At 72.8% G+C, this 21,101-nt stretch carries 15 protein-coding genes; 8 read left to right on the top strand and 7 right to left on the bottom strand.

Annotated elements, in window-relative coordinates:
• The first annotated feature begins 161 nt into the window (after nucleotides 1-161).
• The 4 genes from ACWD4U_RS19130 to ACWD4U_RS19145 all read left to right on the top strand — a co-directional run bounded on the left by ACWD4U_RS19130 (nucleotide 162) and on the right by ACWD4U_RS19145 (nucleotide 6,051).
• The gene (locus ACWD4U_RS19130) at nucleotides 162-1,895 is read left to right on the top strand and encodes an ABC transporter ATP-binding protein (protein WP_363452503.1); all 1,734 of its coding nucleotides are present in this window, start codon (nucleotides 162-164) and stop codon (nucleotides 1,893-1,895) included.
• Between the two features lie 101 nt (nucleotides 1,896-1,996).
• On the top strand, nucleotides 1,997-3,895 hold the full coding sequence (locus tag ACWD4U_RS19135; protein WP_363452672.1) for an ABC transporter ATP-binding protein: 1,899 nt from the start codon (nucleotides 1,997-1,999) through the stop codon (nucleotides 3,893-3,895).
• Between the two features lie 96 nt (nucleotides 3,896-3,991).
• On the top strand, nucleotides 3,992-4,885 hold the full coding sequence (sigJ, locus tag ACWD4U_RS19140) for an RNA polymerase sigma factor SigJ (protein WP_363452505.1): 894 nt from the start codon (nucleotides 3,992-3,994) through the stop codon (nucleotides 4,883-4,885).
• Between the two features lie 95 nt (nucleotides 4,886-4,980).
• Complete coding sequence (locus tag ACWD4U_RS19145; protein ID WP_363452507.1) at nucleotides 4,981-6,051, top strand: NAD(P)/FAD-dependent oxidoreductase; 1,071 nt, start codon at nucleotides 4,981-4,983, stop codon at nucleotides 6,049-6,051.
• Nucleotides 6,052-6,141: 90 nt separating this feature from the next.
• Here ACWD4U_RS19145 and lepA read toward each other — a convergent pair whose 3' ends face one another.
• Nucleotides 6,142-8,010 (bottom strand): translation elongation factor 4, encoded by a 1,869-nt coding sequence (gene lepA, locus ACWD4U_RS19150; protein WP_363452509.1) that lies wholly within the window; start codon nucleotides 8,008-8,010, stop codon nucleotides 6,142-6,144.
• Between the two features lie 104 nt (nucleotides 8,011-8,114).
• On the opposite strand from lepA, the gene ACWD4U_RS19155 reads away from it, so the two are divergent.
• The 3 genes from ACWD4U_RS19155 to ACWD4U_RS19165 all read left to right on the top strand — a co-directional run bounded on the left by ACWD4U_RS19155 (nucleotide 8,115) and on the right by ACWD4U_RS19165 (nucleotide 9,946).
• Nucleotides 8,115-8,420 (top strand): antibiotic biosynthesis monooxygenase family protein, encoded by a 306-nt coding sequence (locus tag ACWD4U_RS19155; RefSeq protein ID WP_363452511.1) that lies wholly within the window; start codon nucleotides 8,115-8,117, stop codon nucleotides 8,418-8,420.
• Between the two features lie 152 nt (nucleotides 8,421-8,572).
• Nucleotides 8,573-8,836, top strand: coding sequence for a 30S ribosomal protein S20 (gene rpsT / locus ACWD4U_RS19160; RefSeq protein ID WP_285737949.1), 264 nt, complete (start codon nucleotides 8,573-8,575; stop codon nucleotides 8,834-8,836).
• A 435-nt stretch (nucleotides 8,837-9,271) separates the two neighbouring features.
• Nucleotides 9,272-9,946 (top strand): hypothetical protein, encoded by a 675-nt coding sequence (locus tag ACWD4U_RS19165; RefSeq protein WP_363452514.1) that lies wholly within the window; start codon nucleotides 9,272-9,274, stop codon nucleotides 9,944-9,946.
• 72 nt (nucleotides 9,947-10,018) lie between these two features.
• On the opposite strand, the gene holA is transcribed toward ACWD4U_RS19165, so the two are convergent.
• Entirely contained in the window at nucleotides 10,019-11,014 is a 996-nt protein-coding gene (gene holA, locus ACWD4U_RS19170; RefSeq protein ID WP_363452516.1) for a DNA polymerase III subunit delta, read from the bottom strand.
• Between the two features lie 95 nt (nucleotides 11,015-11,109).
• Here holA and ACWD4U_RS19175 point away from each other — a divergent pair, with 95 nt between their 5' ends.
• Entirely contained in the window at nucleotides 11,110-11,379 is a 270-nt protein-coding gene (locus ACWD4U_RS19175; RefSeq protein ID WP_363452518.1) for a hypothetical protein, read from the top strand.
• A 127-nt stretch (nucleotides 11,380-11,506) separates the two neighbouring features.
• Here the strand turns inward: ACWD4U_RS19175 and ACWD4U_RS19180 are convergent, their stop codons facing one another.
• From ACWD4U_RS19180 to leuS, 5 genes are all read right to left on the bottom strand, one after another.
• Nucleotides 11,507-14,128 carry a ComEC/Rec2 family competence protein gene (locus ACWD4U_RS19180; RefSeq protein WP_363452520.1) on the bottom strand — a complete coding sequence of 874 codons (2,622 nt, stop codon included), beginning with the start codon at nucleotides 14,126-14,128 and terminating at the stop codon, nucleotides 11,507-11,509.
• A gap of 104 nt (nucleotides 14,129-14,232) precedes the next feature.
• Nucleotides 14,233-14,877: a ComEA family DNA-binding protein gene (locus ACWD4U_RS19185; RefSeq protein ID WP_363452522.1), complete on the bottom strand. Its 645-nt coding sequence runs from the start codon at nucleotides 14,875-14,877 to the stop codon at nucleotides 14,233-14,235.
• 1,141 nt (nucleotides 14,878-16,018) lie between these two features.
• Nucleotides 16,019-16,963, bottom strand: coding sequence for a DegV family protein (locus ACWD4U_RS19190; RefSeq protein ID WP_363452524.1), 945 nt, complete (start codon nucleotides 16,961-16,963; stop codon nucleotides 16,019-16,021).
• Nucleotides 16,964-17,143: 180 nt separating this feature from the next.
• Nucleotides 17,144-17,929 (bottom strand): hypothetical protein, encoded by a 786-nt coding sequence (locus ACWD4U_RS19195; RefSeq protein ID WP_363452526.1) that lies wholly within the window; start codon nucleotides 17,927-17,929, stop codon nucleotides 17,144-17,146.
• Between the two features lie 292 nt (nucleotides 17,930-18,221).
• A complete protein-coding gene (gene leuS, locus ACWD4U_RS19200) occupies nucleotides 18,222-21,095 on the bottom strand; it encodes a leucine--tRNA ligase (protein WP_363452528.1) in 2,874 nt (957 codons plus the stop codon).
• Between the last annotated feature and the right edge of the window lie 6 nt (nucleotides 21,096-21,101).

Below are 21,101 nucleotides of genomic sequence, written 5' to 3' on the forward strand. Positions count from 1 at the left end.
GGCAATCTGCAGCCTAGGGGGTGGGGGGCCGTTCCGTAAGGGGGTGTGGTGAGCTGGCACACCCGCAGGTCGGCAGTGCACTGGTCGTCCACAGGCGAAGGTTTTCCACAAGTACCTGAATTTGGGATGCGCGCGTCCCCGACGAAGACGAGAGTGTCGAGGTGCTCTTCAGACTGCTACGGGCTCAAATGGGGCCCTATTCCCGCGATATCACGCTGCTGGTCCTCCTCCAGCTGATCTCCACCATCGGCATGCTCTACCTGCCGACGCTGAACGCCGACATCATCGACGACGGCGTGCTCAAGGGCGACACCGACTACATCCTGCGCGTCGGCGCGGTGATGATCGGCGTGTCGCTGGCCCAGGCCGTCTGTTCGATCGGTGCGGTCTACTACGGCGCGCGCACCGCGATGTCGGTCGGCCGGGACATCCGGGCCGCGGTCTTCGACCGGGTCCAGGCGTTCTCCGCCCGCGAGCTGAACCAGTTCGGCGCGCCCTCGCTGATCACCCGGACCACCAACGACGTCCAGCAGGTGCAGATGCTGGCGCTGATGACCTTCACGCTGATGGTCGCGGCGCCGATCATGTGCGTCGGCGGCGTCGTGATGGCGCTCAACCAGGACGTACCGCTGTCCGGCCTGCTGCTGGCCGTGGTGCCGGCACTGGGCGCGGTCGTGGTGGTGCTGGTCAGCCGGATGCGGCCGCAGTTCCGCGGCATGCAGACCCGGATCGACTCGGTCAACCGGATCATGCGCGAGCAGATCACCGGCATCCGGGTGATCCGCGCCTTCGTCAAGGACGACCACGAGGCCAAGCGGTTCAGCGGCGCCAACGGCGAGCTCGCCGACTACGCGCTGCGGGTCGGCCGGCTGATGGCGCTGATGTTCCCGATCGTCATGGGCGTGGTGAACATCTCCAGCGTCGCGGTCTTCTGGTTCGGTGCGCACCGCATCGACAGCGGCCAGATGCAGGTCGGCGCGCTGACCGCGTTCCTCTCCTACCTGATGCAGATCCTGATGAGCGTCATGATGGCCACCTTCATGTTCATGATGGTGCCGCGCGCCGAGGTCTGCGCCGAGCGCATCCAGGAGGTGCTGGACACCGACTCCAGCGTCGTCCCGCCGCTCTCCCCGGTCTCCGAGCTGCGCGGCAACGGCAGCCTGGAGCTGCGCGAGGTGGACTTCCGCTACCCGGGCGCCGAGGCCTCGGTGCTGCGCGGGATCGACCTGACCGCCCGGCCCGGCGAGACCACCGCGGTGATCGGCTCCACCGGCTCCGGCAAGACCACCCTGCTCGGCCTGGTCCCCCGGCTGTTCGACGCCACCGGCGGCGAGGTGCTGGTCAACGGCGTGGACGTGCGCGACATCGCCCCGGAGAAGCTCGCCGAGGTGATCGGCCTGGTCCCGCAGAAGCCGTACCTGTTCTCCGGCACGGTCGCCTCCAACCTGCGCTACGGCAAGCCGGACGCCTCCGACGAGGAGCTCTGGCAGGCCCTGGAGATCGCCCAGGCCAAGGACTTCGTGGAGAAGTTCCCGGAGGGTCTGGAGGCGCCGATCGCGCAGGGCGGCACCAACGTCTCCGGCGGCCAGCGCCAGCGCCTGGCGATCGCCCGGGCCCTGGTCCGCCGCCCCGAGATCTACCTGTTCGACGACTCCTTCTCCGCGCTCGACTACGCCACCGACGCCCGGCTGCGCGCCGCGCTCGGCCGGGAGACCGAGAACGCGACCGTGGTGATCGTCGCCCAGCGGGTCTCCACCATCCGCGACGCCGACCGGATCATCGTGCTCGACGAGGGCTCCGTGGTCGGCGCCGGCACCCACCACGAGCTGATGGCCGACAACCCGACGTACCGGGAGATCGTGCTCTCCCAGCTCACCGAGCAGGAGGCGGCGTGACCACCCCGGAGAAACCCGTCCTCGACAAGAAGGACGCGCCCGCCACCTCCAACTCCCAGGAGGCGGCCGCCCGCCGCGGCGGTCCCGGGCCGGGTCGGTTCATGGGCGCCTCGGGCACCGAGAAGTCCAAGGACTTCAAGGGCTCCGCCCGGCGCCTGCTCACCCTGCTCGGCCCCGAGCGCAAGCTGCTGTACGCGGTGCTCACCCTCGGCGTGCTGTCCATCGGCTGCTCGGTGGTCGGACCGCGGGTGCTCGGCAAGGCGACCGACCTGATCGTGGCCGGCGCCACCGGCCCGAAGTTCGCCGGGGCCCCGAGCAAGCAGGCCGCGCTCGACGCGCTGCGTGCCAGGGGTGACGGCAGCATCGCCGACCTGCTGCAGACCATCGACTTCACGCCCGGCCAGGGCATGGACTTCGACAAGATCGGCACCGTCCTGCTCTGGGTGCTCTGCATCTACCTGGCCGCCGTCGTCTTCGGCGTCTTCCAGGGCCGGCTGGCCGCGCTGGCGATCAACCGGACGGTCTTCCGGCTGCGCGAGGAGGTCGAGGCGAAGCTCGCCCGACTGCCGCTCAGCTACTTCGACCGCCAGCCGCGCGGCGAGGTGCTCAGCCGGGTCACCAACGACATCGACAACATCAACCAGTCCATGCAGCAGACCATGGGCCAGGTGGTGAACTCGCTGCTCACCATCGTCGGCGTGCTGGCGATGATGTTCTGGATCTCCCCGCTGCTGGCGGTGATCGCGCTGGTCTCGGTCCCGGTCTCGGTGGTGGTCGCCACCAAGGTCGGCAAGCGCGCCCAGCCGCAGTTCATCAAGCAGTGGGGCTCCACCGGCAAGCTGAACGCGCACATCGAGGAGATGTACACCGGCCACAGCCTGGTGAAGGTGTTCGGTCGGCAGAAGGAGGCCGCCGCGCTCTTCGCCACCGAGAACCAGGCGCTCTACGAGGCCTCGTTCCGGGCGCAGTTCATCTCCGGCATCATCCAGCCCGCGATGATGCTGGTCGGCAACATCAACTACGTGCTGGTCGCGGTGGTCGGCGGTCTGCGGGTGGCCGGCGGCGCGCTGTCCATCGGCGACGTGCAGGCGTTCATCCAGTACTCCCGGCAGTTCAGCCAGCCGCTCAGCCAGGTCGCCTCGATGGCCAACCTGGTGCAGTCCGGCGTCGCCTCCGCCGAGCGGGTCTTCGAACTGCTCGACGCGCCGGAGCAGTCGCCCGAGCCGCTCTCCCCCGAGCGCCCGGACGAGGTGCACGGCCGGGTCGCCTTCGAGGACGTCTCGTTCCGCTACGACCCGGACAAGCCGCTGATCGAGGACCTGTCGCTGAAGGTCGAACCGGGCCACACGGTCGCCATCGTCGGCCCCACCGGCGCCGGCAAGACCACCCTGGTCAACCTGCTGATGCGGTTCTACGAGGTCAGCGGCGGCCGGATCACCCTGGACGGCGTGGACATCGCCGCGATGTCCCGCGAGGACCTGCGCTCCGGCATCGGCATGGTGCTCCAGGACACCTGGCTGTTCGGCGGCACCATCGCCGAGAACATCGCGTACGGCGCCGAGTCCGCCACCCGCGAGCAGGTGATCGCCGCCGCCCGGGCCGCGCACGTGGACCGCTTCGTGCGCACCCTGCCGGAGGGCTACGACACCGTCCTCGACGACGAGGGCACCGGCGTCAGCGCGGGCGAGAAGCAGCTGATCACCATCGCCCGGGCGTTCCTCGCCCAGCCGTCGATCCTGGTGCTGGACGAGGCCACCAGCTCGGTCGACACCCGCACCGAGGTGCTAATCCAGCGGGCGATGGCCGAGCTGCGCACCGGCCGCACCAGCTTCGTCATCGCCCACCGCCTCTCCACCATCCGGGACGCCGACGTGATCCTGGTGATGGAGAACGGCGCGATCGTCGAGCAGGGCGGCCACGACGAGCTGATCGCCGCCGGCGGTGCCTACGCCCGGCTCTACCAGGCGCAGTTCGCCCAGGCGATCGCCGAGGTCGACTGACGGCGCATCAGGTGAAACACGAGGGGAGGTCCGCCGCGGGCCTCCCCTCCGCCGTCCCCGCTGACCGCCCGTCAGGGCCTGCGCTACGGTGGGCGGGTGCCCGAACCGACCGCGCTGCACACCGCCGCCCGCCCCGAGGACGTCTTCCAGGCCGAGCGCCGCTACCTCGGCGCGGTCGCCTACCGGCTGCTGGGCTCGCTCGCCGACGCCGAGGACGTGCTGCAGGAGGCGTGGCTGCGCTGGCAGTCCGCGGACCACGGCGCCGTCCTCGACCCGCGGGCCTTCCTCACCACCGTGGTCACCCGGCTCTGCTACGACCTGCTGGGCTCGGCCCGGGTCCGCCGCGAGGCGTACGTCGGCGAGTGGCTGCCGGAGCCGCAGGTCGCCGTCGAGGACTCCCCCGCCGAGCAGGCCGAGCTCGGCGAGGCGGTGTCGGTGGCGATGCTGGCGGTGATGGAGCAGCTGACCCCGGCCGAGCGGGCGGCGTTCGTGCTGCACGACGTGTTCGCGGTCGGCTTCGAGGAGATCGCCGAGGCGCTGGACCGCTCCCCGCAGGCCACCCGGCAGCTCGCCTCCCGGGCCCGCCGCCGGGTCAAGGACGGCACCCGCCGCGCCACCGTCGACCCGGCCGAGCACCACCGGGTGGTCTCCGCGTTCACCACCGCGGTGGCCGGCGGCGACCTGAACGCGCTGCTCTCCCTGCTCGACCCCGACGTGGTCTGGCACGCCGACGGCGGCGGGATCGTCCAGGCGGTCCGCCGCCCGGTGTTCGGCGCGCTCTCGGTCGGCCGCCTGCTGCGCAACATCACCACCCGCTGGGTCACCCCGGCCAACCCGCTGGTGCCGGCCGTCGTCAACGGCGAGACGGGCGCGCTCTGGTACGCCGAGCCGGGCGTGGTCGCCGGCGTGCTGGCGTTCGACGTGCAGGACGGCCGGATCACCGCCGCGTACGTGATGGTGAACCCGGAGAAGCTCGCCCACCTGTCCTGACCGCGGTGTGACCCGGCTCACCGTCACACTCCGCACGGCCACTCCGTCCCCCTTCCGAACCCGCCGCGAGCGGGGACGGCGCGAAGGAGAACGAGATGACCGGCAAGCACATCGTGGTGATCGGCGCGGGCTACGCGGGGCTGTCCGCCGCGGCCGGGATCGGCCGCGGCAAGGACCGGGTGACCCTGATCGCTCCGGAGCAGCACCTGCGCCACCGGATCCGCCAGCACGAGGACGCGGCCGGCCGCCGCGTCTCCCGGCCCGAGATCGCCCGCGTCCTGCGCGGCCGCAACGTCACCCACCTGCGCACCACCGTCACCGAACTCGACCTGGCCGGGCGGAAGGTGTTCACCGCAGACGGCGAACCGCTCGGCTACGACACCCTGGTGTACGCGCTCGGCAGCCGCACCGCCCTGGACGCGGTGCCCGGCGCCGCCGAGCACGCGTACGCGCCCGAGCACGCCGAGCGGCTGCGCGCCCGGCTGGTCGGGGCCCCGGAGCCCGGCACGCTCGCGGTGGTCGGCGGCGGCGCGACCGGCATCGAACTGGCCACCGAACTCGCCGAGGCCTACCCGCGCTGGCAGGTCCGGCTGGTGGCGTCCGGACGGGTCGGCGGCTGGCTGTCGGCCCGTGGACGCGCGCACGTCCTGGCGGTGCTCGCGCGGCTCGGCGTTCAGGTCGAGGAGGACCGGCGGGTCACCGCAGTCGGCCCGGACGCGCTGGAGACAGACGCCGGGCCGCTCCCCTCCGACGTGGTGGTGTGGGCCGCGTCGATGGAGCCGCACCCGCTGGCCGCGGCCTCCGGACTGGCCGTCACCGACCGCGGCCAGGCGCTGGTCGACGACCGGCTGCGCTCGGTCTCGCACCCCGACGTCCACGTGATCGGCGACGCCGCCGCCGTCGACGTGCCCGGCATCGGCCGGCTGCGGATGGCCTGCGCGACCGCCTTCCCGCAGGGCCGCTACCTCGGCAAGCTGCTCAGCGGGCGGACCGACGAGGCGTTCGCCTACCGCTACGCCACCCAGTGCATCAGCCTGGGCCGCGGCGAGGCGCTGGTGCAGCTGATCCACGGCGACGACTCGATGCGCGATCGGGTGCTGACCGGCGCGCTCGGCCGCCTCATCAAGGCGCTGATCGTCCAGGGCGTCCCGCTCGGCCTGCGCTGACGGCCGGTCAGGAGAGCACCGAGCCTCGCAAAGCACCGAGCCGGAGCCCCCGACGAACGGGGACTCCGGCTCGGCGCGGCCGTGCGACCGCTACTTCTTTTCCTTCGGCGCTTCGGCGTCGGTGGACAGCGCGGCGATGAAGGCCTCCTGCGGGACCTCCACGCGGCCGACCATCTTCATCCGCTTCTTGCCTTCCTTCTGCTTCTCCAGCAGCTTGCGCTTACGCGAGATGTCACCGCCGTAGCACTTGGCGAGGACGTCCTTGCGGATCGCGCGGACCGTCTCACGGGCGATCACCCGGGAGCCGATCGCGGCCTGGATCGGCACCTCGAACTGCTGACGGGGGATCAGCTTCTGCAGCTTGCCCGCCATCATCACGCCGTAGTTGTAGGCCTTGTCCTTGTGCACGATCGCGGAGAACGCGTCCACCGCGTCGCCGTGCAGCAGGATGTCGACCTTGACCAGGCTGGCGGTCTGCTCGCCGATGGGCTCGTAGTCGAGCGAGGCGTAGCCGCGGGTCTTGGACTTCAGCTGGTCGAAGAAGTCGAAGACGATCTCGGCCAGCGGCAGGGTGTAGCGCAGCTCCACCCGGTCCTCGGAGAGGTAGTCCATGCCCTGCAGGTTGCCGCGGCGGGACTGGCAGAGCTCCATGATCGCGCCGACGAACTCGTTGGGCGCCAGGATGGTGCCGCGCACGACCGGCTCGTACACCTCGGCGATCTTGCCGGTGGGGAACTCGCTCGGGTTGGTGACGGTGTGCTCGGTGCCGTCCTCCATGATCACCCGGTAGACCACGTTCGGGGCGGTGGAGATCAGGTCGAGGTTGAACTCGCGCTCCAGGCGCTCCCGGATGATCTCCAGGTGCAGCAGGCCGAGGAAGCCGCAGCGGTAGCCGAAGCCGAGGGCGACCGAGGTCTCCGGCTCATAGACCAGCGCGGCGTCGTTCAGGCGCAGCTTGTCGAGGGCGTCGCGCAGCAGCGGGTAGTCCGAGCCGTCCAACGGGTACAGGCCGGAGAACACCATCGGGCGCGGGTCCTTGTAGCCGCCGAGCGGCACGGTGGCGCCCTTGGTCTGCGAGGTGATGGTGTCACCGACCTTGGACTGCCGGACGTCCTTCACACCGGTGATGATGTAGCCCACCTCGCCGACGCCGAGGCCGTCGGCGACCTTCGGCTCGGGCGAGATGACGCCGATCTCCAGCAGCTCGTGGGTCGCGCCGGTGGACATCATCGCGATCCGCTCGCGCTTGGTGAGCTGGCCGTCCACCACACGCACGTAGGTGACCACGCCGCGGTAGGCGTCGTACACCGAGTCGAAGATCATCGCGCGGGCCGGGGCGTCCTTGACGCCGACCGGGGCGGGGATCTTCTCGACCACGTGGTCGAGCAGGTCCTCCACACCGAGGCCGGTCTTGGCCGAGACCTTCAGCACGTCGGCCGGGTCGCAGCCGATGATGTGCGCGATCTCGGCGGCGTACTTCTCCGGCTGGGCGGCCGGCAGGTCGATCTTGTTCAGCACCGGGATGATGGTGAGGTCGTTCTCCAGCGCCAGGTACAGATTGGCGAGGGTCTGCGCCTCGATGCCCTGCGCGGCGTCCACCACCAGGATGGTGCCCTCGCAGGCGGCGAGGGACCGGGACACCTCGTACGTGAAGTCGACGTGGCCCGGGGTGTCGATCATGTTCAGGATGTGCGTCGTGCCCGCGTTCTCACCGGTCCGCGGCGCCCACGGCAGGCGGACGGCCTGCGACTTGATGGTGATGCCGCGCTCACGCTCGATGTCCATCCGGTCGAGGTACTGGGCGCGCATCTGGCGGGGGTCCACCACGCCGGTGATCTGCAGCATCCGGTCGGCGAGCGTCGACTTGCCGTGGTCGATGTGGGCGATGATGCAGAAGTTGCGGATCACCGCCGGGTCAGTCCGGCTGGGCTCTGGCACGTTGCTGGGGGTCGCGGGCACCTTGGTCCGATTTCTGATCCGGTCGATTGGGTTTCGGTCCATCCTCCCATGCCGGAGCACGGGCGGGCCTTCCGTCCCGAGTGGGCGTGCGAGAGGATGCCCTCATGATCTTGGAAAGCGCGCTGCTCGACGTCCGCCCGGGTCAGGAGGAAGCATTCCTGGCCGCCTTCGCCGAGGCCCGGCCGCTGATCGCGGTGCAGCGCGGGTTCCGCTCCCTCGAGCTGCGCCGCTGCCTGGACGAGGGCGCCGCCTCGCGCTTCCTGCTGCAGGTCGGCTGGGAGACCCTGGAGGACCACACCGAGGGCTTCCGGCGCTCCCCCGAGTACCAGCGCTGGCGCGAGCTGCTGCACCACTACTACGACCCGTTCCCGGTGGTGGAGCACTACGGCGAGCCGCTGCTCACCGTCTGAACCCCGGGCCCGCCGCGCCGGTTTGGGCGGGCACGTGCTCCCCTGCTACCGTGGGCGGCTGCACCCTAGCCTTCGGCATGCCCTCTCAGCAGGTCCGGAGGCGGCGCGGGGTGCGTCCCGTAGCAACGATTCACACAGACTGAGGCTCTTTCGTGGCGAACATCAAGTCCCAGATCAAGCGCAACAAGACCAACGAGAAGGCGCGCCTGCGCAACAAGGCCGTCAAGTCCTCGCTGAAGACCGCCCTGCGCAAGGCCCGCGAGGCCGCTGCCGCCGGTGAGACCGAGAAGGCCACCGAGCTCGCGCGTGCCGCCTCCAAGGCCCTCGACAAGGCCGTGAGCAAGGGCGTCATCCACAAGAACCAGGCCGCCAACAAGAAGTCGGCGATCACCAAGCGCGTCAACGTCGCCGCCTGATCACCAGCTCCGGCCACCCGCACCACCCGGCACCATCCGGACGGCGTGAACCGCGGCCCTCTACCCGCGCCCGCCGACCGACCCCTCCCGAAGCGCCCGGCCCTCTACCCGGACACCAGGGAGTAGCACGACCCGTACCGCACGCGGCCTGCGTTCGCCACGCGGGTGCGGTACACCCAGGACATCGGGGCGCCTGACCATCCGGCGCCTCCCCGACTGCCCGTCCGGTCCCCACCGGGCGGGCAGTCGGCGTTTCGGGACCAGGTAGGGTGCGTGCCACCGCTCGCTCGCGACCTAGCACCCGGGGGAACGATGTCGACTCCGCCACCGCCGTCGTTCCCGGGGTACCGGCCCGCGGACGGGGCCACCGCGCACACCGGTCCGACCGCTGCGGCGGGGACGTCCGGGTTTCCGGCGCCGACCGGCCTTCCGACCGTGGTCACGGAGCCCGGCGGTCCGGGGCGGCGGCGCGGGCGCGGGGTGTGGTGGGGCGTCGGCGGAGCGCTGGTGGCCTCCGCGGTGTGGGCGGTGACGGTGCTGACCGTGCCGTCGCTGGTGCACCGCGACACCGTGACGCCGGCCGCGCCGCAGACCGCCGGGTACCGGCTGGTGGACGACCTGTGCGGGACCGCCCGGCTCACCTCGTTCGGCCAGCTCTACCCGTCGCCGTCCGGCACCCCGTACCACTACACGACGCGGACCCGGGCGCTCGACGACATGTACTGCAGCCAGTACCGCAAGAAGGTCGGCAGCGACTCCGCGTACTACTCGATCTACCTCCAGGTGCAGCTGCACAAGGTCACCGACCCGCGCCCGGAGTTCGAGGCCCAGCGCGACGGGCTGGACCAGCGGCGCTACCAGATCACCCCGGTGCCGGGCCTCGGTGACGAGGCGTACCTCGGCTACCTGGACGACCCGGGTGCCGGTGACAAGACCTGGCACTACCTGACCCACGTGCTGTACGTCCGGCAGGGCGGGATGACCTGCTACACCAGCTGGTCCGGCTCGTACCAGGAGGGCAAGGGCGCCGCGCCGGACCGCGAGCAGGTGCGGCTCGCCCTGATGTCGGACACCCGGGAACTGCTGCGGGCGCTCGGCGGGACGGTCTGACGGGCGCTCTGCGCGGGGTTGTCCGGCCAGGCCGGAGGTGAGCGGGTTGGTGAACGGGCGTCAGGTCCGCGGTCAGTACGGGCGGGAGCCGGCGCGGGAGGCGCGGGCGACGGCGACCACGGCGCGCTCCAGTGCGTAGGCCGGGTCGTCGGAGCCGCCCTTGACGGCGGCGTCGGCCTCGGCGATGGCGGTGAGGGCCGCGGCGACGCCGTCGCCGGTCCAGCCGCGCATCTGCTGGCGGACCCGGTCCACCTTCCACGGCGGCATGCCGAGTTCGCGGGCCAGGTCGGCGGGACGCAGGTTGCGGCCGGCGGTGGCCAGGCGGCCGATGCTGCGGACGCCGGAGGCCAGGGCGTAGGTGATGCCGGTCGGCGGCTGGCCGACCGCCAGGGCCCAGCGCAGGCGCTCCAGCGCCTCGGCGGCCCGGCCGGTGACGGCGAGGTCGGCCACCTCGAAGCCGGTCGCCTCGGCTCGGCCGCTGTAGTACCTGGCGACCGCGGTCTCGTCGATCGGCCCCTCGACGTCGGCGGTCAACTGGCTGCAGGCGGCCGCGAGTTCCCGCAGGTCGCTGCCGAGCGCGTCGAACAGCGCCTGGCAGGCCTCCGCGGTGGCGGCCCGGCCCAGGGTGCGGAACTCGCCCCGGATGAACGCCAGTTTGTCGCTCGCCTTGGTCAGCTTGGCGCACTGCACCTCGCGCGCGCCGGCCTTCTTCGCCGCGTCCAGAAGCCCCTTGCCCTTGGCCCCGCCCGCGTGCACCAGCACCATGATCACTTCGTCGGCGGGGGCGTCGATGTACGCCTTGACCTCCTTGACCGCGTCGGCCGAGAGGTCCTGCGCGGCGCGGACCACGATCACCTTGCGCTCCGCGAACAGCGAGGGCGTGGTGAGTTCGGCCAGCTGACCGGGCTGGAGGGCGCCCGGCGCGAGGTCGCGCACGTCGGTGTCCGGGTCGGCCGCCCGCGCCGCCGCCACCACCTCGGCGACCGCGCGGTCGAGCAGCAGCTCCTCCTGGCCGACCGCAGCGGTCAGCGGGGCGAGCAGGTCGTCGGGTGCACTCTTCCTGGCCATCGCGTACCAGGATCGCACGGCCCGACGACAGGCCTGTCCGGGCCGGGCGGCATGCACGCGGGGGCGGCGCGGGGCGTCTGCCGGGCTTGGGCAGAATGGGTGACGTGATCGAGAACAATGACCGTCAATTGCTCGTCCTTCCCGACCGCGACGCGGCGGAGGAGGTCGCCGAGGAGCTGACCGCCCGCTGGCCCGACCTGGGCGAGGTGGAGGTCGTCCGGGACGCGCTGGCCGGCGAGGACGACGCCGAGGACGCCCAGTGGATCGTCGTGGTCGAGGCCCCCGAGGACGGCTGGACCGCCCGCCTGCTCGCCGAACTCGACCGCCTCACCGGCGAGCAGGACGGCTGGCGCGAGCAGGACTGACGGGCGGGGTAGAGCAGGACTGGCGGGTGGGGCAGGACTGACGGACAGGAATAGGCCGGCGGGCAGGACAGGACTGGCGGGCGGGGCAGCAGTCCGGGTGGGACCCGGGCGTGGGGTGGCCGCCGGGTCAGGGCGTGGACGGGTGGGGGTGGGTGGCCACGGCGAGGTCGCCGTGGCCACCGAGGACGGCGATGTCTCCGGAGCGGTCGGTGCGCAGGACGGTGGCGCCGAGCGCCCGGAGCGCGGTCACCGTCTGCGGGGCGGGGTGGCCGTACGGGTTGCCGGTGCCGCAGGAGATCAGCGCGAGCCGCGGGTGGAGTGCGGCCAGCAGGGACCAGTCCTGGTTGGCCGAGCCGTGGTGGGCGACCTTGAGGACGTCGACCCGGCCGGGAGACGCCTGCGCGAGCGGTTGGCCCGGGGTGAGCAGCGTGGACTGGGCGGGCGGTTCGAGGTCGCCGAGCAGGACCACCCGGAGCGGGTCGGCGGCCGGGCCGAGGGTGGCGAGGATCGCGATGCTGGCGTTGTTGGGACCCGGCGCGTCGGGGGCCGGGTCGGGGCCCGGCCACAGCACCTGCCAGGACAGTTCGGGGCCGGCGCTACGGCGCTCCCCGCGGTGCGCGCGCAGGACGGGCACGCGGTCGTCGGCCGCCCAGCGCACCACCCGGTCCCGTTCGCCCGCGGGCTCGTCCAGGGTGGTCACCTCGATCGCGCCGACCGCTCGGCCGCGCAGCACGCCGGGGACGCCCTCCGCGTGGTCGGCGTGGAAGTGGGTGACGATCAGCACCGGCACCCGGGTGACGCCGAGGGTCCGCAGACAGCCGTCGGCCGTCTTGGGGTCCGGCCCGGCGTCCACCACCACGGCCGTCCCCGGCGCGACCTGAAGCACCGTCATGTCGCCCTGTCCGATGTCGCAGAGCGCCAGCCGCCAGCCCGCCGCGGGCCAGCCCGTGGCGAGGCGGGTGACGGACGCGGGCCGGAGCAGCACCAGGGGCAGCAGCACGGCGACCGCGAGCCCGGTGACGGCCCTGGCCGGTCGGCCGCGGGCCCGGTGGGTGGCGAGCAGCGCCGGCAGTGACCAGGCCAGCGCGGTGAGCACGACGACCAGCAGCGCCGCGCCCGGCAGGCCGGCGGGCCAGGCGAGTTCGGCGCCGGGCAGCTCCGCGCCGTACCGGGCGACGGTGGCCAGCCAGCCGACCGGCACGGCCGCGAGGTCTGCGAGTAGTTCCGCCGCGCGGGCCGAGAACGGCGCCGCCGTCAGAGCGGCGAAGCCAAGCAGTGTGGCGGGCGCGACGGCCGCCTCGGCGAGCAGGTTGCAGGGGATTCCGACCAGACTGATCCGCGGCGCGAGCAGCACGGTGACGGGTGAGCAGAAGGCCTGCGCGGCGGCCGTGGCGCCGACCGCCGCGGCGAGGTGGTGCGGCCAGCGGCGGGCGCGCAGGGCGGCCGTCCACCTGGGCCCGAGGATCAGCAGGCCGCCGGTGGCCAGGGCGGAGAGCAGGAAGCCGTAGGAGCGGGCGAGGTACGGATCCACCAGGACCAGGACCAGCACGGCGCCCGCCAGCGTCGGAACGCCTTGCCGTGGACGGCCGGTGGCGAGCGCCAGCAGTCCGATCAGCCCGGTCGCCGCGGCGCGGAGCACGCTGGGTTCCGGGCGGCAGATGGTGACGAACGCCAGGGTGAGGCCGGTGCCGAGCAGCGCCGTGGTGCGCAGCGACAGCCCGAGGATGCCCGCCAGGCCGCCCCGCGAGGGCGCGTCGGGGTCGGCGGGTGTCCCGCCGACCAGCACCGCCAGGATGATCGCCAGGTTGGCCCCGCTCACGGCCACCAGGTGGCCGAGGTCGGTGGCCCTGAAAGCGTCTGACAGGTCGTCGGGCAGTCGGGAGGTGTCGCCGACCACCAGGCCCGGCAGCAGGCCGCGGACGTCCGGCGAGAGGTGGTCGCAGGCGTCGCGCAGACCCGTGCGGAGGCGGGCGGCGGTGCGCTGCGGCAGGTCCGGCGGCGCGAGCAGACGGGGTGGGGTCTGCGGGGTGAGCAGGGCCGCGATGTCGGTGCGGTGGCTGCGCGCCGGGGTCGAGGCCGGAGTCGGGGTGGCGGCGGGCGTGGGTTCGGGGAGGACCTCGACGTCGACGGCGAGGCGGGTGGAGGGGATCAACTCCCGCCACCGGGCGGCGTCCTGGGCGCGGACGAGCACGGTGACGGGCGTCCGGGTGGCGGTGGGCGGGGTGCGGTCGTCGTCGGCGGGACGGACGCGGGTGACGAGGGCGGGGATGGTCAGGTTCGGCGCGGAGAGGGTGCTGCCCCGGGCTTGCGGGCCGTGGGACCTGGGGTCGCCGGTGACGGTCAGTTCGACGGTGATGCGGGGGTGGGGCGGCGGCTCGGGTTCGCCGTCGCCGTCGGCGTCGCCGTCGGCGCCGGAGCCGGAGCCCGGCTCGGTGGTGGGAGGCGGTGGGTGGGCGAGGGCGGGGAGGGGTCCGCGGTGCAGGTCCGCGGTGTGCAGGACGGTCGTGGTGACGGCAGCGGCGGCGGTGAGCAGGACGGCGGCGACCAGGCGGTACGAGGAACGGTGCGGGCCCTTCGCGGTGAGGAGGGTGCCGGCGGTGACGGTGGCGAGGAGTGCGGCGAGCAGCAGGGACGGGTGGTGGCGGGGCTCCAGGCCGAGCACGGCGGCGGCCACGGCCCAGGCGGTGACGGCGGGGAGGAGGAGCCGGTGGTCGGTACGGCTCTGCGGGGTGGGCTGGGCGACGGACACGGACACCTCCTCTCGAACGGAGGGGCTGGGAGGGTGGGTTGACGAGGCGTTCGGGCGGTCCGCGAGGGTGGGCCGAGCCGCCGGTAGGAGCGGGCGCGGTGCGGTCACAGAGTCAGGAGAGGCTTGAGGTCCTCGTACTTCCGCTCACCGATGCCCGGGACGTGGCGGAGTTGGTCGACGGAGTGGAACGGGCCGTGGGCGAGGCGGTACTGGAGGATGCGTTGGGCCAGGGCGGGCCCCACGCCAGGGAGGGTGTCGAGCTGGTCGGCGGTCGCCCGGTTGAGGCTGACGGGGCCGGCCGGCGCCGCGCCCGGTGCGACGGCGGGGGCGTCGCCGCCGACCAGGATCTGCTCGCCGTCGGCGAGCGGGCGGGCGAGGTTGAGGGAACTGGTGTCCGTCCCGGGGAGTGGGCCGCCGGCGGCCGTGACGGCGTCGGCAACGCGCGAGCCGGTGGGGAGGGTGCGCAGGCCCGGGTGGTGGACCTTGCCCGCGACGTCCACGACGAGTGCCGGTCCGGCGGCGGGGTTCGAACCTCCTTCGGTGGTCGGGGCGAGGGTGGATTCGATGCCCGCGGCGGGGATGGCGACCGGGTACGGGCGGGCGAGCCAGAAGTGCTGGACGGAGTAGGCGACGGCGAGGAGCAACAGCACGGCGAGGCCGAGCACGGCGCGGCGGTCGAGGGCGAACGCGGCGGGGAGACGGAACCGCAGCGGCAGCGGCGGGGCAGCATCGGGCGAGTCGGTGGACATGGCGGCGGCGAACTTGTCGGAGGCGGCGGACCCGGGACCTGACGATCCATCAGGAAACGCCGACGAGTCGTTTTCAGGTGCGGGAGTGGGAACGGGAGCGGGAACGGCAGCCGGAGCAGGAACGGGAGTGGGAGCGGGAGCGGCACCGGAGATGGCAGCGGGAGTGGGAGGGGCACCGGGAACGGCAGCATGAACGGGAGCGGCACCGGGAACGGGAACGGCAGCGGGAACGGGAGCAGGAACGGCGCCTGGAACGGGAGCGGGAGTGAACGGAGCATCGGGACGGATCCGCCGACCGGTGGCCGATGCGGGAGTCGGCCGTTCGCCGGTAGCGGGGGAAAGGCGAATGGGTAGCTCGGCGAGCGGCAGCGGCGACGCCGGTAACGCGGCTGGGGCATCTCCGGGCACGCCTTCGCCGCAGGTGGCGGCCACCGCCGCGAGGGCCGTCCGGCCGACGGTGTCGAGCGCGGGTGGCGCGAGAACCTGCTCGGGCCGGTCCGATGCCGCGCGACTCGCGCCGGACGCACCCGAAACCCGAGCCTGCTCGGTCCAGTCGGCTGCCGCGCCGCTCACGTCGGAGCTACCCGATACCCGAGCCTGCTCGGGCCAGTCCGCTGCCGCACCGCTCATACCGGAGCTACCCGAAGCCCGAAACTGCTCGGGCCGGCCAGCCGCCGCGCCGCTCACGCCAGAGGCACCCGAAACCCGAGCCTGCTCGGTCCAGTCGGCCGCCGCGCCGCTCACGCCAGAGGTACCCGATACCCGAGACTGCTCGGGCCGGTCCGCTGCCGCGCCGCTCACGCCGGACGCACCCGGGACCGACTCGGTGACGGCAGCGCGATCGCGCAGGAGCGGAGGGTCGGGTCCGTCGATCAACGCCACAGCCAGCGCATCTGACGTTGAGTCAGGCGCGGAGTCGGGGACGGGCGGCGGGAAGAGTTGGGCGAGGCGGTCGAGGGTGGCGTCGAGGGTCTGGCGGCGGCGGGCCCGGGGGCCGGTGATGGTCCTCATGGCGAGGACAGTAGGAGGAAACCGGGAGACCGTCGGCGAATCCGAGTGGGCCTGTGGACAACCCGGGGGTGTGGATAACTCAGGTCCCTCGTAAGGGTGAGTCCCGCGCGGTTCGGCGCGCGGGTGCGGGCTACCGCGGGGCGTCGAGCACCGGGGACACCACGACGGCGAGCAGCCCCGGGCCGACGTGGGCACCGATGACCGCGCCGACTTCGCTGACGTAGAGGGTGCGCAGGGCGGGCACGCGCTCGCGGAGTCGTTCGGCCAGCGGTTCGGCGCGGTCGGCGGCGGCGAGGTGGTGGACGGTGATGTCGACGGGCCGGTCGGCGGCCGCGGCCTGGTCGACGGCGATCTCCTCCAGCCGGGCGATGGCGCGGGAGGCGGTGCGGACCTTCTCCAGCGGTTCGATTCGGCCGCCGGCGAGGTGCAGCAGCGGCTTCACGGCCAGCGCGGAGCCGACCAGCGCGCGGGCGGTGCCGATCCGGCCGCCGCGACGCAGGTGTTCGAGCGTGTCGACGTAGAAGAAGCTGCTGGTGGCGGCAGCCCGCCCTTCGGCCGCCGCGACCACTGCGGCCAGGTCGGCCTCCGTCGTACCGGAGAGCTCGGCGGAGCGGTCCCCGGACGCGGCAGAGGCGCCAGAGGTGGCAGAGGCTGCGGCGTCCAGCATGGCGGCCAGTTCCGCCGCGGCCAGGACGCAGCCGCCGAGGGCCATGCCGACCAGGCGGCTGTCGACCACCCGGACCGGGATCGGGGCGTCGGCGGCGGCGAGTCGGGCGGCCTCGGCGGTGCCGGAGAGTTCGGCGGAGAGGTGGATCGAGACGACGCCGCGGGCACCGGCGTCGGCTGCGGCGCGGTAGGCCGCGGCGAAGGTCTCCGGGCTGGGCCGGGAGGTGGTGACGCGCTGCTTGGAACGGAGTGCTTCGGCGACGTCCTTCGGGGAGATCTCGACGCCTTCCGCGAAGACCTCGTCACCCACCGCGACGCTGAGCGGGACCACCCGGATCCGGTGCCGGTCGACGGCTTCCTGGGGCAGGTACGCCGTGGAATCGGTGACAAGTGCGAGGTGGCCGGGCATGAGGCGGAGGTTACCGCCCGCCGGGCCCGGATGACAGCGCCGGGCTCGCGGTGGTGCGCCCTGGCCACCTGCCGGTCCGACCGGGCCCCTTGCCGTTCCGACCCGGCCACTCGCGGGTTTCGCCTCCGCCACAGCGGGTAACCACCCCGGGCACGGAGCGCAACCGCCGGTGACGCGGGGTCAGGGGCGGTTGGGGCGCGCCGGGTTCGGCTTGCGCAGGCGGTCGGCGAGGCGGGAGAGCGGTTCGGCGGCGAGGCCGAGCAGCTCCTCGGCGCTGCTCTGGCGTCCCGTGCCGACGCCCTTCGGTCGCGCCGCCGTGCCCGAGGCCACCCCGGAGGCAGCAGCCGCTCCGGAGGGAGCAGCCGCCCCGTCACCCGCCACGCCACCGCCCACCGGTTCGGCAGCGTCAGCGGCAGGCGTCCAGTGCCGCAGCGCGCCCGCCTCGTCCTGGCACTCCTTGCTGAGCCGGGCCAGTTCGTCGTCGGCGAAGTGCCGCATCCGGTCCTGCGCGGCCCAGCGCAGCGAGTCCGCGGAGTGGGTGATCCGCTCGGCGCGTTCGCGCAGTTCGGGCAGCTTGGCGGCGACCCGGGCGGTCTGCGGTTCGCGTTCCAGCATCCGCAGTTCGGCGTCGAGTTCGGCGGCGTGGGCGTCGAGACGGGCGAGCAGCTGGAGGGAGTCGCCGAGTTGGGCGTCCGCCGGGAGGCCGGTCTGCAGGACCTGGCGGGTGGAGTCGAGGGCAGTGCGCAGGGACAGCCGCAGGGCGGCGATCCGGCCCTGCTCGCCGGGCTTGGCGAAGCTCTTCGCCTTGAGGGCGGCGTTCTCCACGGCCCGGCCGGCGTTGACGCTGTGCCGCTCGACCTTCGCGGCCACCGCCTTCGCGGCCTTGACCGTCGCCACCACCGCCAGCACCAGCGCCGTCACCCCGAACAGCGCGACCAGCGCGACCACCACACCGAGCGCATCCATCGGGAGCCCACCTTCCGCCCGTGACGGCCCCGGGGCCGCCTGGTACGGCCCGCGCTGCCCGCCGACTTCCACCGTAGCCCGGCCGGGGCCCCCGCAGCAGGCCGGAACCGGCTGTCCCAGGAGAGATCAGGGACAGCTCAGGGGTTCCCCCGAGCGCTCCCCCGGAAGCGGGAACGGCCCGCTACGGGGCCCGGAACACCCACCGGCCCAGAACCCACCGGCCCAGAACCCCGACGGGCCGGCCACCTCCCCGGAACGGGAAGGCGGCCGGCCCACGGCAACTGACGGGACGTCAGCCGGTGACGATGTTGACCAGCTTCGGCGCGCGCGCGATGACCTTGCGGACCTGCGCACCGCCGATGGCGGCGACCACGGTCGGGTCGGCCAGCGCCAGCGCCTCCAGCTCGGCGTCCGAGATGCTCGGCGGGACCTCCAGGCGGGCCTTGACCTTGCCCTTGATCTGCACGACGCAGGTCACGGTCTCGTCGACCACGTACGCCGGGTCCGCGACCGGGTAGTCGGCGAACGCCAGCGACTCCTCGTGGCCCAGGCGGCGCCACAGCTCCTCGGCGATGTGCGGGGCCAGCGGGGCGACCAGCAGGACGATCCGCTCGGCGACCGAGCGCGGCGTGGAACCGCGCTTCACCAGGAAGTTGTTCAGCTCGATGGCCTTGGCCACGGCGGTGTTGAACCGCATGGCGGCCATGTCGCCGCGGATGCCGTCGATCGCCTTGTGCAGCGCGCGCAGCGTGGCCTCGTCCGGCTCCTCGTCGGTGACCACCAGCTCGCCGGTGACCTCGGAGACGATGTTGCGCCACAGCCGCTGCAGGAAGCGGTAGGAGCCGACCACGGCGCGGGTGTCCCAGGGGCGGGAGACGTCCAGCGGGCCCATCGCCATCTCGTACAGGCGCAGCGTGTCCGCGCCGTACTCGTCGGCGATCTCGTCGGGGGCGACGGCGTTCTTCAGCGACTTGCCCATCTTGCCCGCCTCGCGGCGGACCGGCTCGTCGTCCCAGTAGTACTGGCCGTCGCGCTCCTCGACCTCGGCCGCGGGCACCGGGAAGCCGCGGGCGTCGCGGTAGACATCGGCGGTGATCATGCCCTGGTTGAACAGCTTGTGGAACGGCTCGACCGATGAGACGTGGCCCAGGTCGTGCAGCACCTTGTGCCAGAAGCGCGCGTACAGCAGGTGCAGCACGGCGTGCTCGGCTCCGCCGACGTACAGGTCGACGCCGCCGGCCGGCTTCTCGGCGGTCGGGCCCATCCAGTAGGCCTCGTTGGCGGGGTCGACGACGGTGGCCGAGTTGATCGGGTCGACGTAGCGCAGCTCGTACCAGCAGGAACCCGCCCAGTTGGGCATGGTGTTGGTCTCGCGGCGGTAGGTCTTCGGGCCGTCGCCCAGGTCCAGTTCGACGTTGACCCAGGCCTCGTTGCGCGACAGCGGGGTCTTCGGCGAGGAGGCGGCGTCGTCCGGGTCGTAGGTGTGCGGCGAGTAGTCGTCGACCTCGGGGACCTCGACCGGCAGCATCGACTCGGGCAGCGCGTGCATCGCGCCGGTCTCGTCGTAGACGATCGGGAAGGGCTCGCCCCAGTAGCGCTGACGGCTGAACAGCCAGTCGCGCAGGCGGAAGTTGACGGTGCCTTCGCCGATGCCCTGCTCGGCCAGCCAGGCGGTGATCCGGGCCTTGGCGTCGACCACGGACAGGCCGTTCAGCGAGATGCCGTCGCGCTCGGAGTTGATCAGCACCGAGTCGTAGGTGTCGAAGGCGTCGTCCCAGGCGTGCGGGTCCTCGCCGCGGCCGTCGGTGGGCTGGACCACGCAGCGCATCGGCAGGTTGAACGCCTGCGCGAAGGCGAAGTCGCGGCCGTCGTGCGCCGGGACGGCCATGATCGCGCCGGTGCCGTAGCCCATCAGCACGTAGTCGGCGATGAACACCGGGATCTGCTCGCCGCTGACCGGGTTGGTCGCGTGGGCGCCGGTGAAGACGCCGGTCTTCACCTTGGCGTCGGCCTGCCGCTCGACGTCGGACTTGGCGGCGGCGGCCGCCCGGTACGCGGCGACGGCCTCGGCCGGGCTCGCGGCGCCGCCGGTCCACTCGTCACGGGTGCCGGCCGGCCAGGCGGCGGGCACGATCGTGTCGACCAGGGCGTGCTCGGGGGCCAGCACCATGTAGGTGGCGCCGAACAGCGTGTCGGGGCGGGTGGTGAAGACGGTGACGGTGTCGCCGCCGACGCCGAAGTCGACCCGGGCGCCCTCGGAGCGGCCGATCCAGTTGCGCTGCTGCAGCTTGATCGCCTCGGGCCAGTCCAGCAGGTCCAGGTCGGAGATCAGCCGGTCCGCGTAGGCGGTGATCCGCATCATCCACTGGCGCAGGTTGGACTTGAACACCGGGAAGTTGCCGCGCTCGGAGCGGCCGTCCGCGGTGACCTCCTCGTTGGCCAGCACGGTGCCCAGACCGGGGCACCAGTTGACCGGCACCTCCTTGGAGTACGCCAGCCGGTACTCGCCCAGCACCTCGTCGCGCTCGACGCCGGACAGCTCGGCCCAGGCACGGCCGCCCGGCACCTCACGCTCGCCGGACTCGAACCGCGCCACCAGCTCGGCGATCGGGCGGGCCTTGCCCGCCTCCTCGTCGTACCAGGAGTTGAAGATCTGCAGGAAGATCCACTGGGTCCAGCGGTAGTACTCGGGGTCGATCGTGGAGATCGAGCGGCGCGAGTCGTGGCCCAGGCCCAGCCGGCGCAGCTGGCGGCGCATGTTGGCGATGTTGTCCTCGGTGGACACCCGCGGGTGCACGCCGTGCTGGACGGCGTACTGCTCGGCGGGCAGGCCGAACGCGTCGTAGCCCAGGGTGTGCAGGACGTTGTGCCCGTTCATCCGCTGGTAGCGGGCGTACACGTCGGTCGCGATGTAGCCCAGCGGGTGACCGACGTGCAGACCGGCGCCCGACGGGTACGGGAACATGTCCATGATGAAGCTGTGCGGCTTCGCGGCGACGGACGTCCCGTCCGCCAGCGGGCCGACCGGGTTGGGGGCGTTGAACGTCCCCTCCTTCTCCCACAGGTCCTGCCAGCGGGACTCGATCTCGGCGGCCAGCGCGGCGCCGTAGCGGAAAGGCTCGGTGGCGGCTTCGGCCGCGCCGGAAGCGGGGGTCGTCTCGCTCATGGTCCT

The organism is Kitasatospora sp. NPDC002522 (assembly GCF_053595195.1).

What these genes read in the sequence shown, in the direction of transcription:
- ACWD4U_RS19135 (WP_363452672.1), top strand. Translation starts at nt 1,997, where the DNA reads ATGGGCGCCTCGGGCACCGAGAAGTCCAAGGACTTCAAGGGCTCCGCC.
- ACWD4U_RS19145 (WP_363452507.1), top strand. Translation starts at nt 4,981, where the DNA reads ATGACCGGCAAGCACATCGTGGTGATCGGCGCGGGCTACGCGGGGCTG.
- ACWD4U_RS19155 (WP_363452511.1), top strand. Translation starts at nt 8,115, where the DNA reads ATGATCTTGGAAAGCGCGCTGCTCGACGTCCGCCCGGGTCAGGAGGAA.
- holA (WP_363452516.1), bottom strand. Translation starts at nt 11,014, where the DNA reads ATGGCCAGGAAGAGTGCACCCGACGACCTGCTCGCCCCGCTGACCGCT.
- ACWD4U_RS19175 (WP_363452518.1), top strand. Translation starts at nt 11,110, where the DNA reads ATGGGTGACGTGATCGAGAACAATGACCGTCAATTGCTCGTCCTTCCC.
- ACWD4U_RS19185 (WP_363452522.1), bottom strand. Translation starts at nt 14,877, where the DNA reads ATGTCCACCGACTCGCCCGATGCTGCCCCGCCGCTGCCGCTGCGGTTC.
- ACWD4U_RS19190 (WP_363452524.1), bottom strand. Translation starts at nt 16,963, where the DNA reads ATGCCCGGCCACCTCGCACTTGTCACCGATTCCACGGCGTACCTGCCC.
- ACWD4U_RS19195 (WP_363452526.1), bottom strand. Translation starts at nt 17,929, where the DNA reads ATGGATGCGCTCGGTGTGGTGGTCGCGCTGGTCGCGCTGTTCGGGGTG.
- leuS (WP_363452528.1), bottom strand. Translation starts at nt 21,095, where the DNA reads ATGAGCGAGACGACCCCCGCTTCCGGCGCGGCCGAAGCCGCCACCGAG.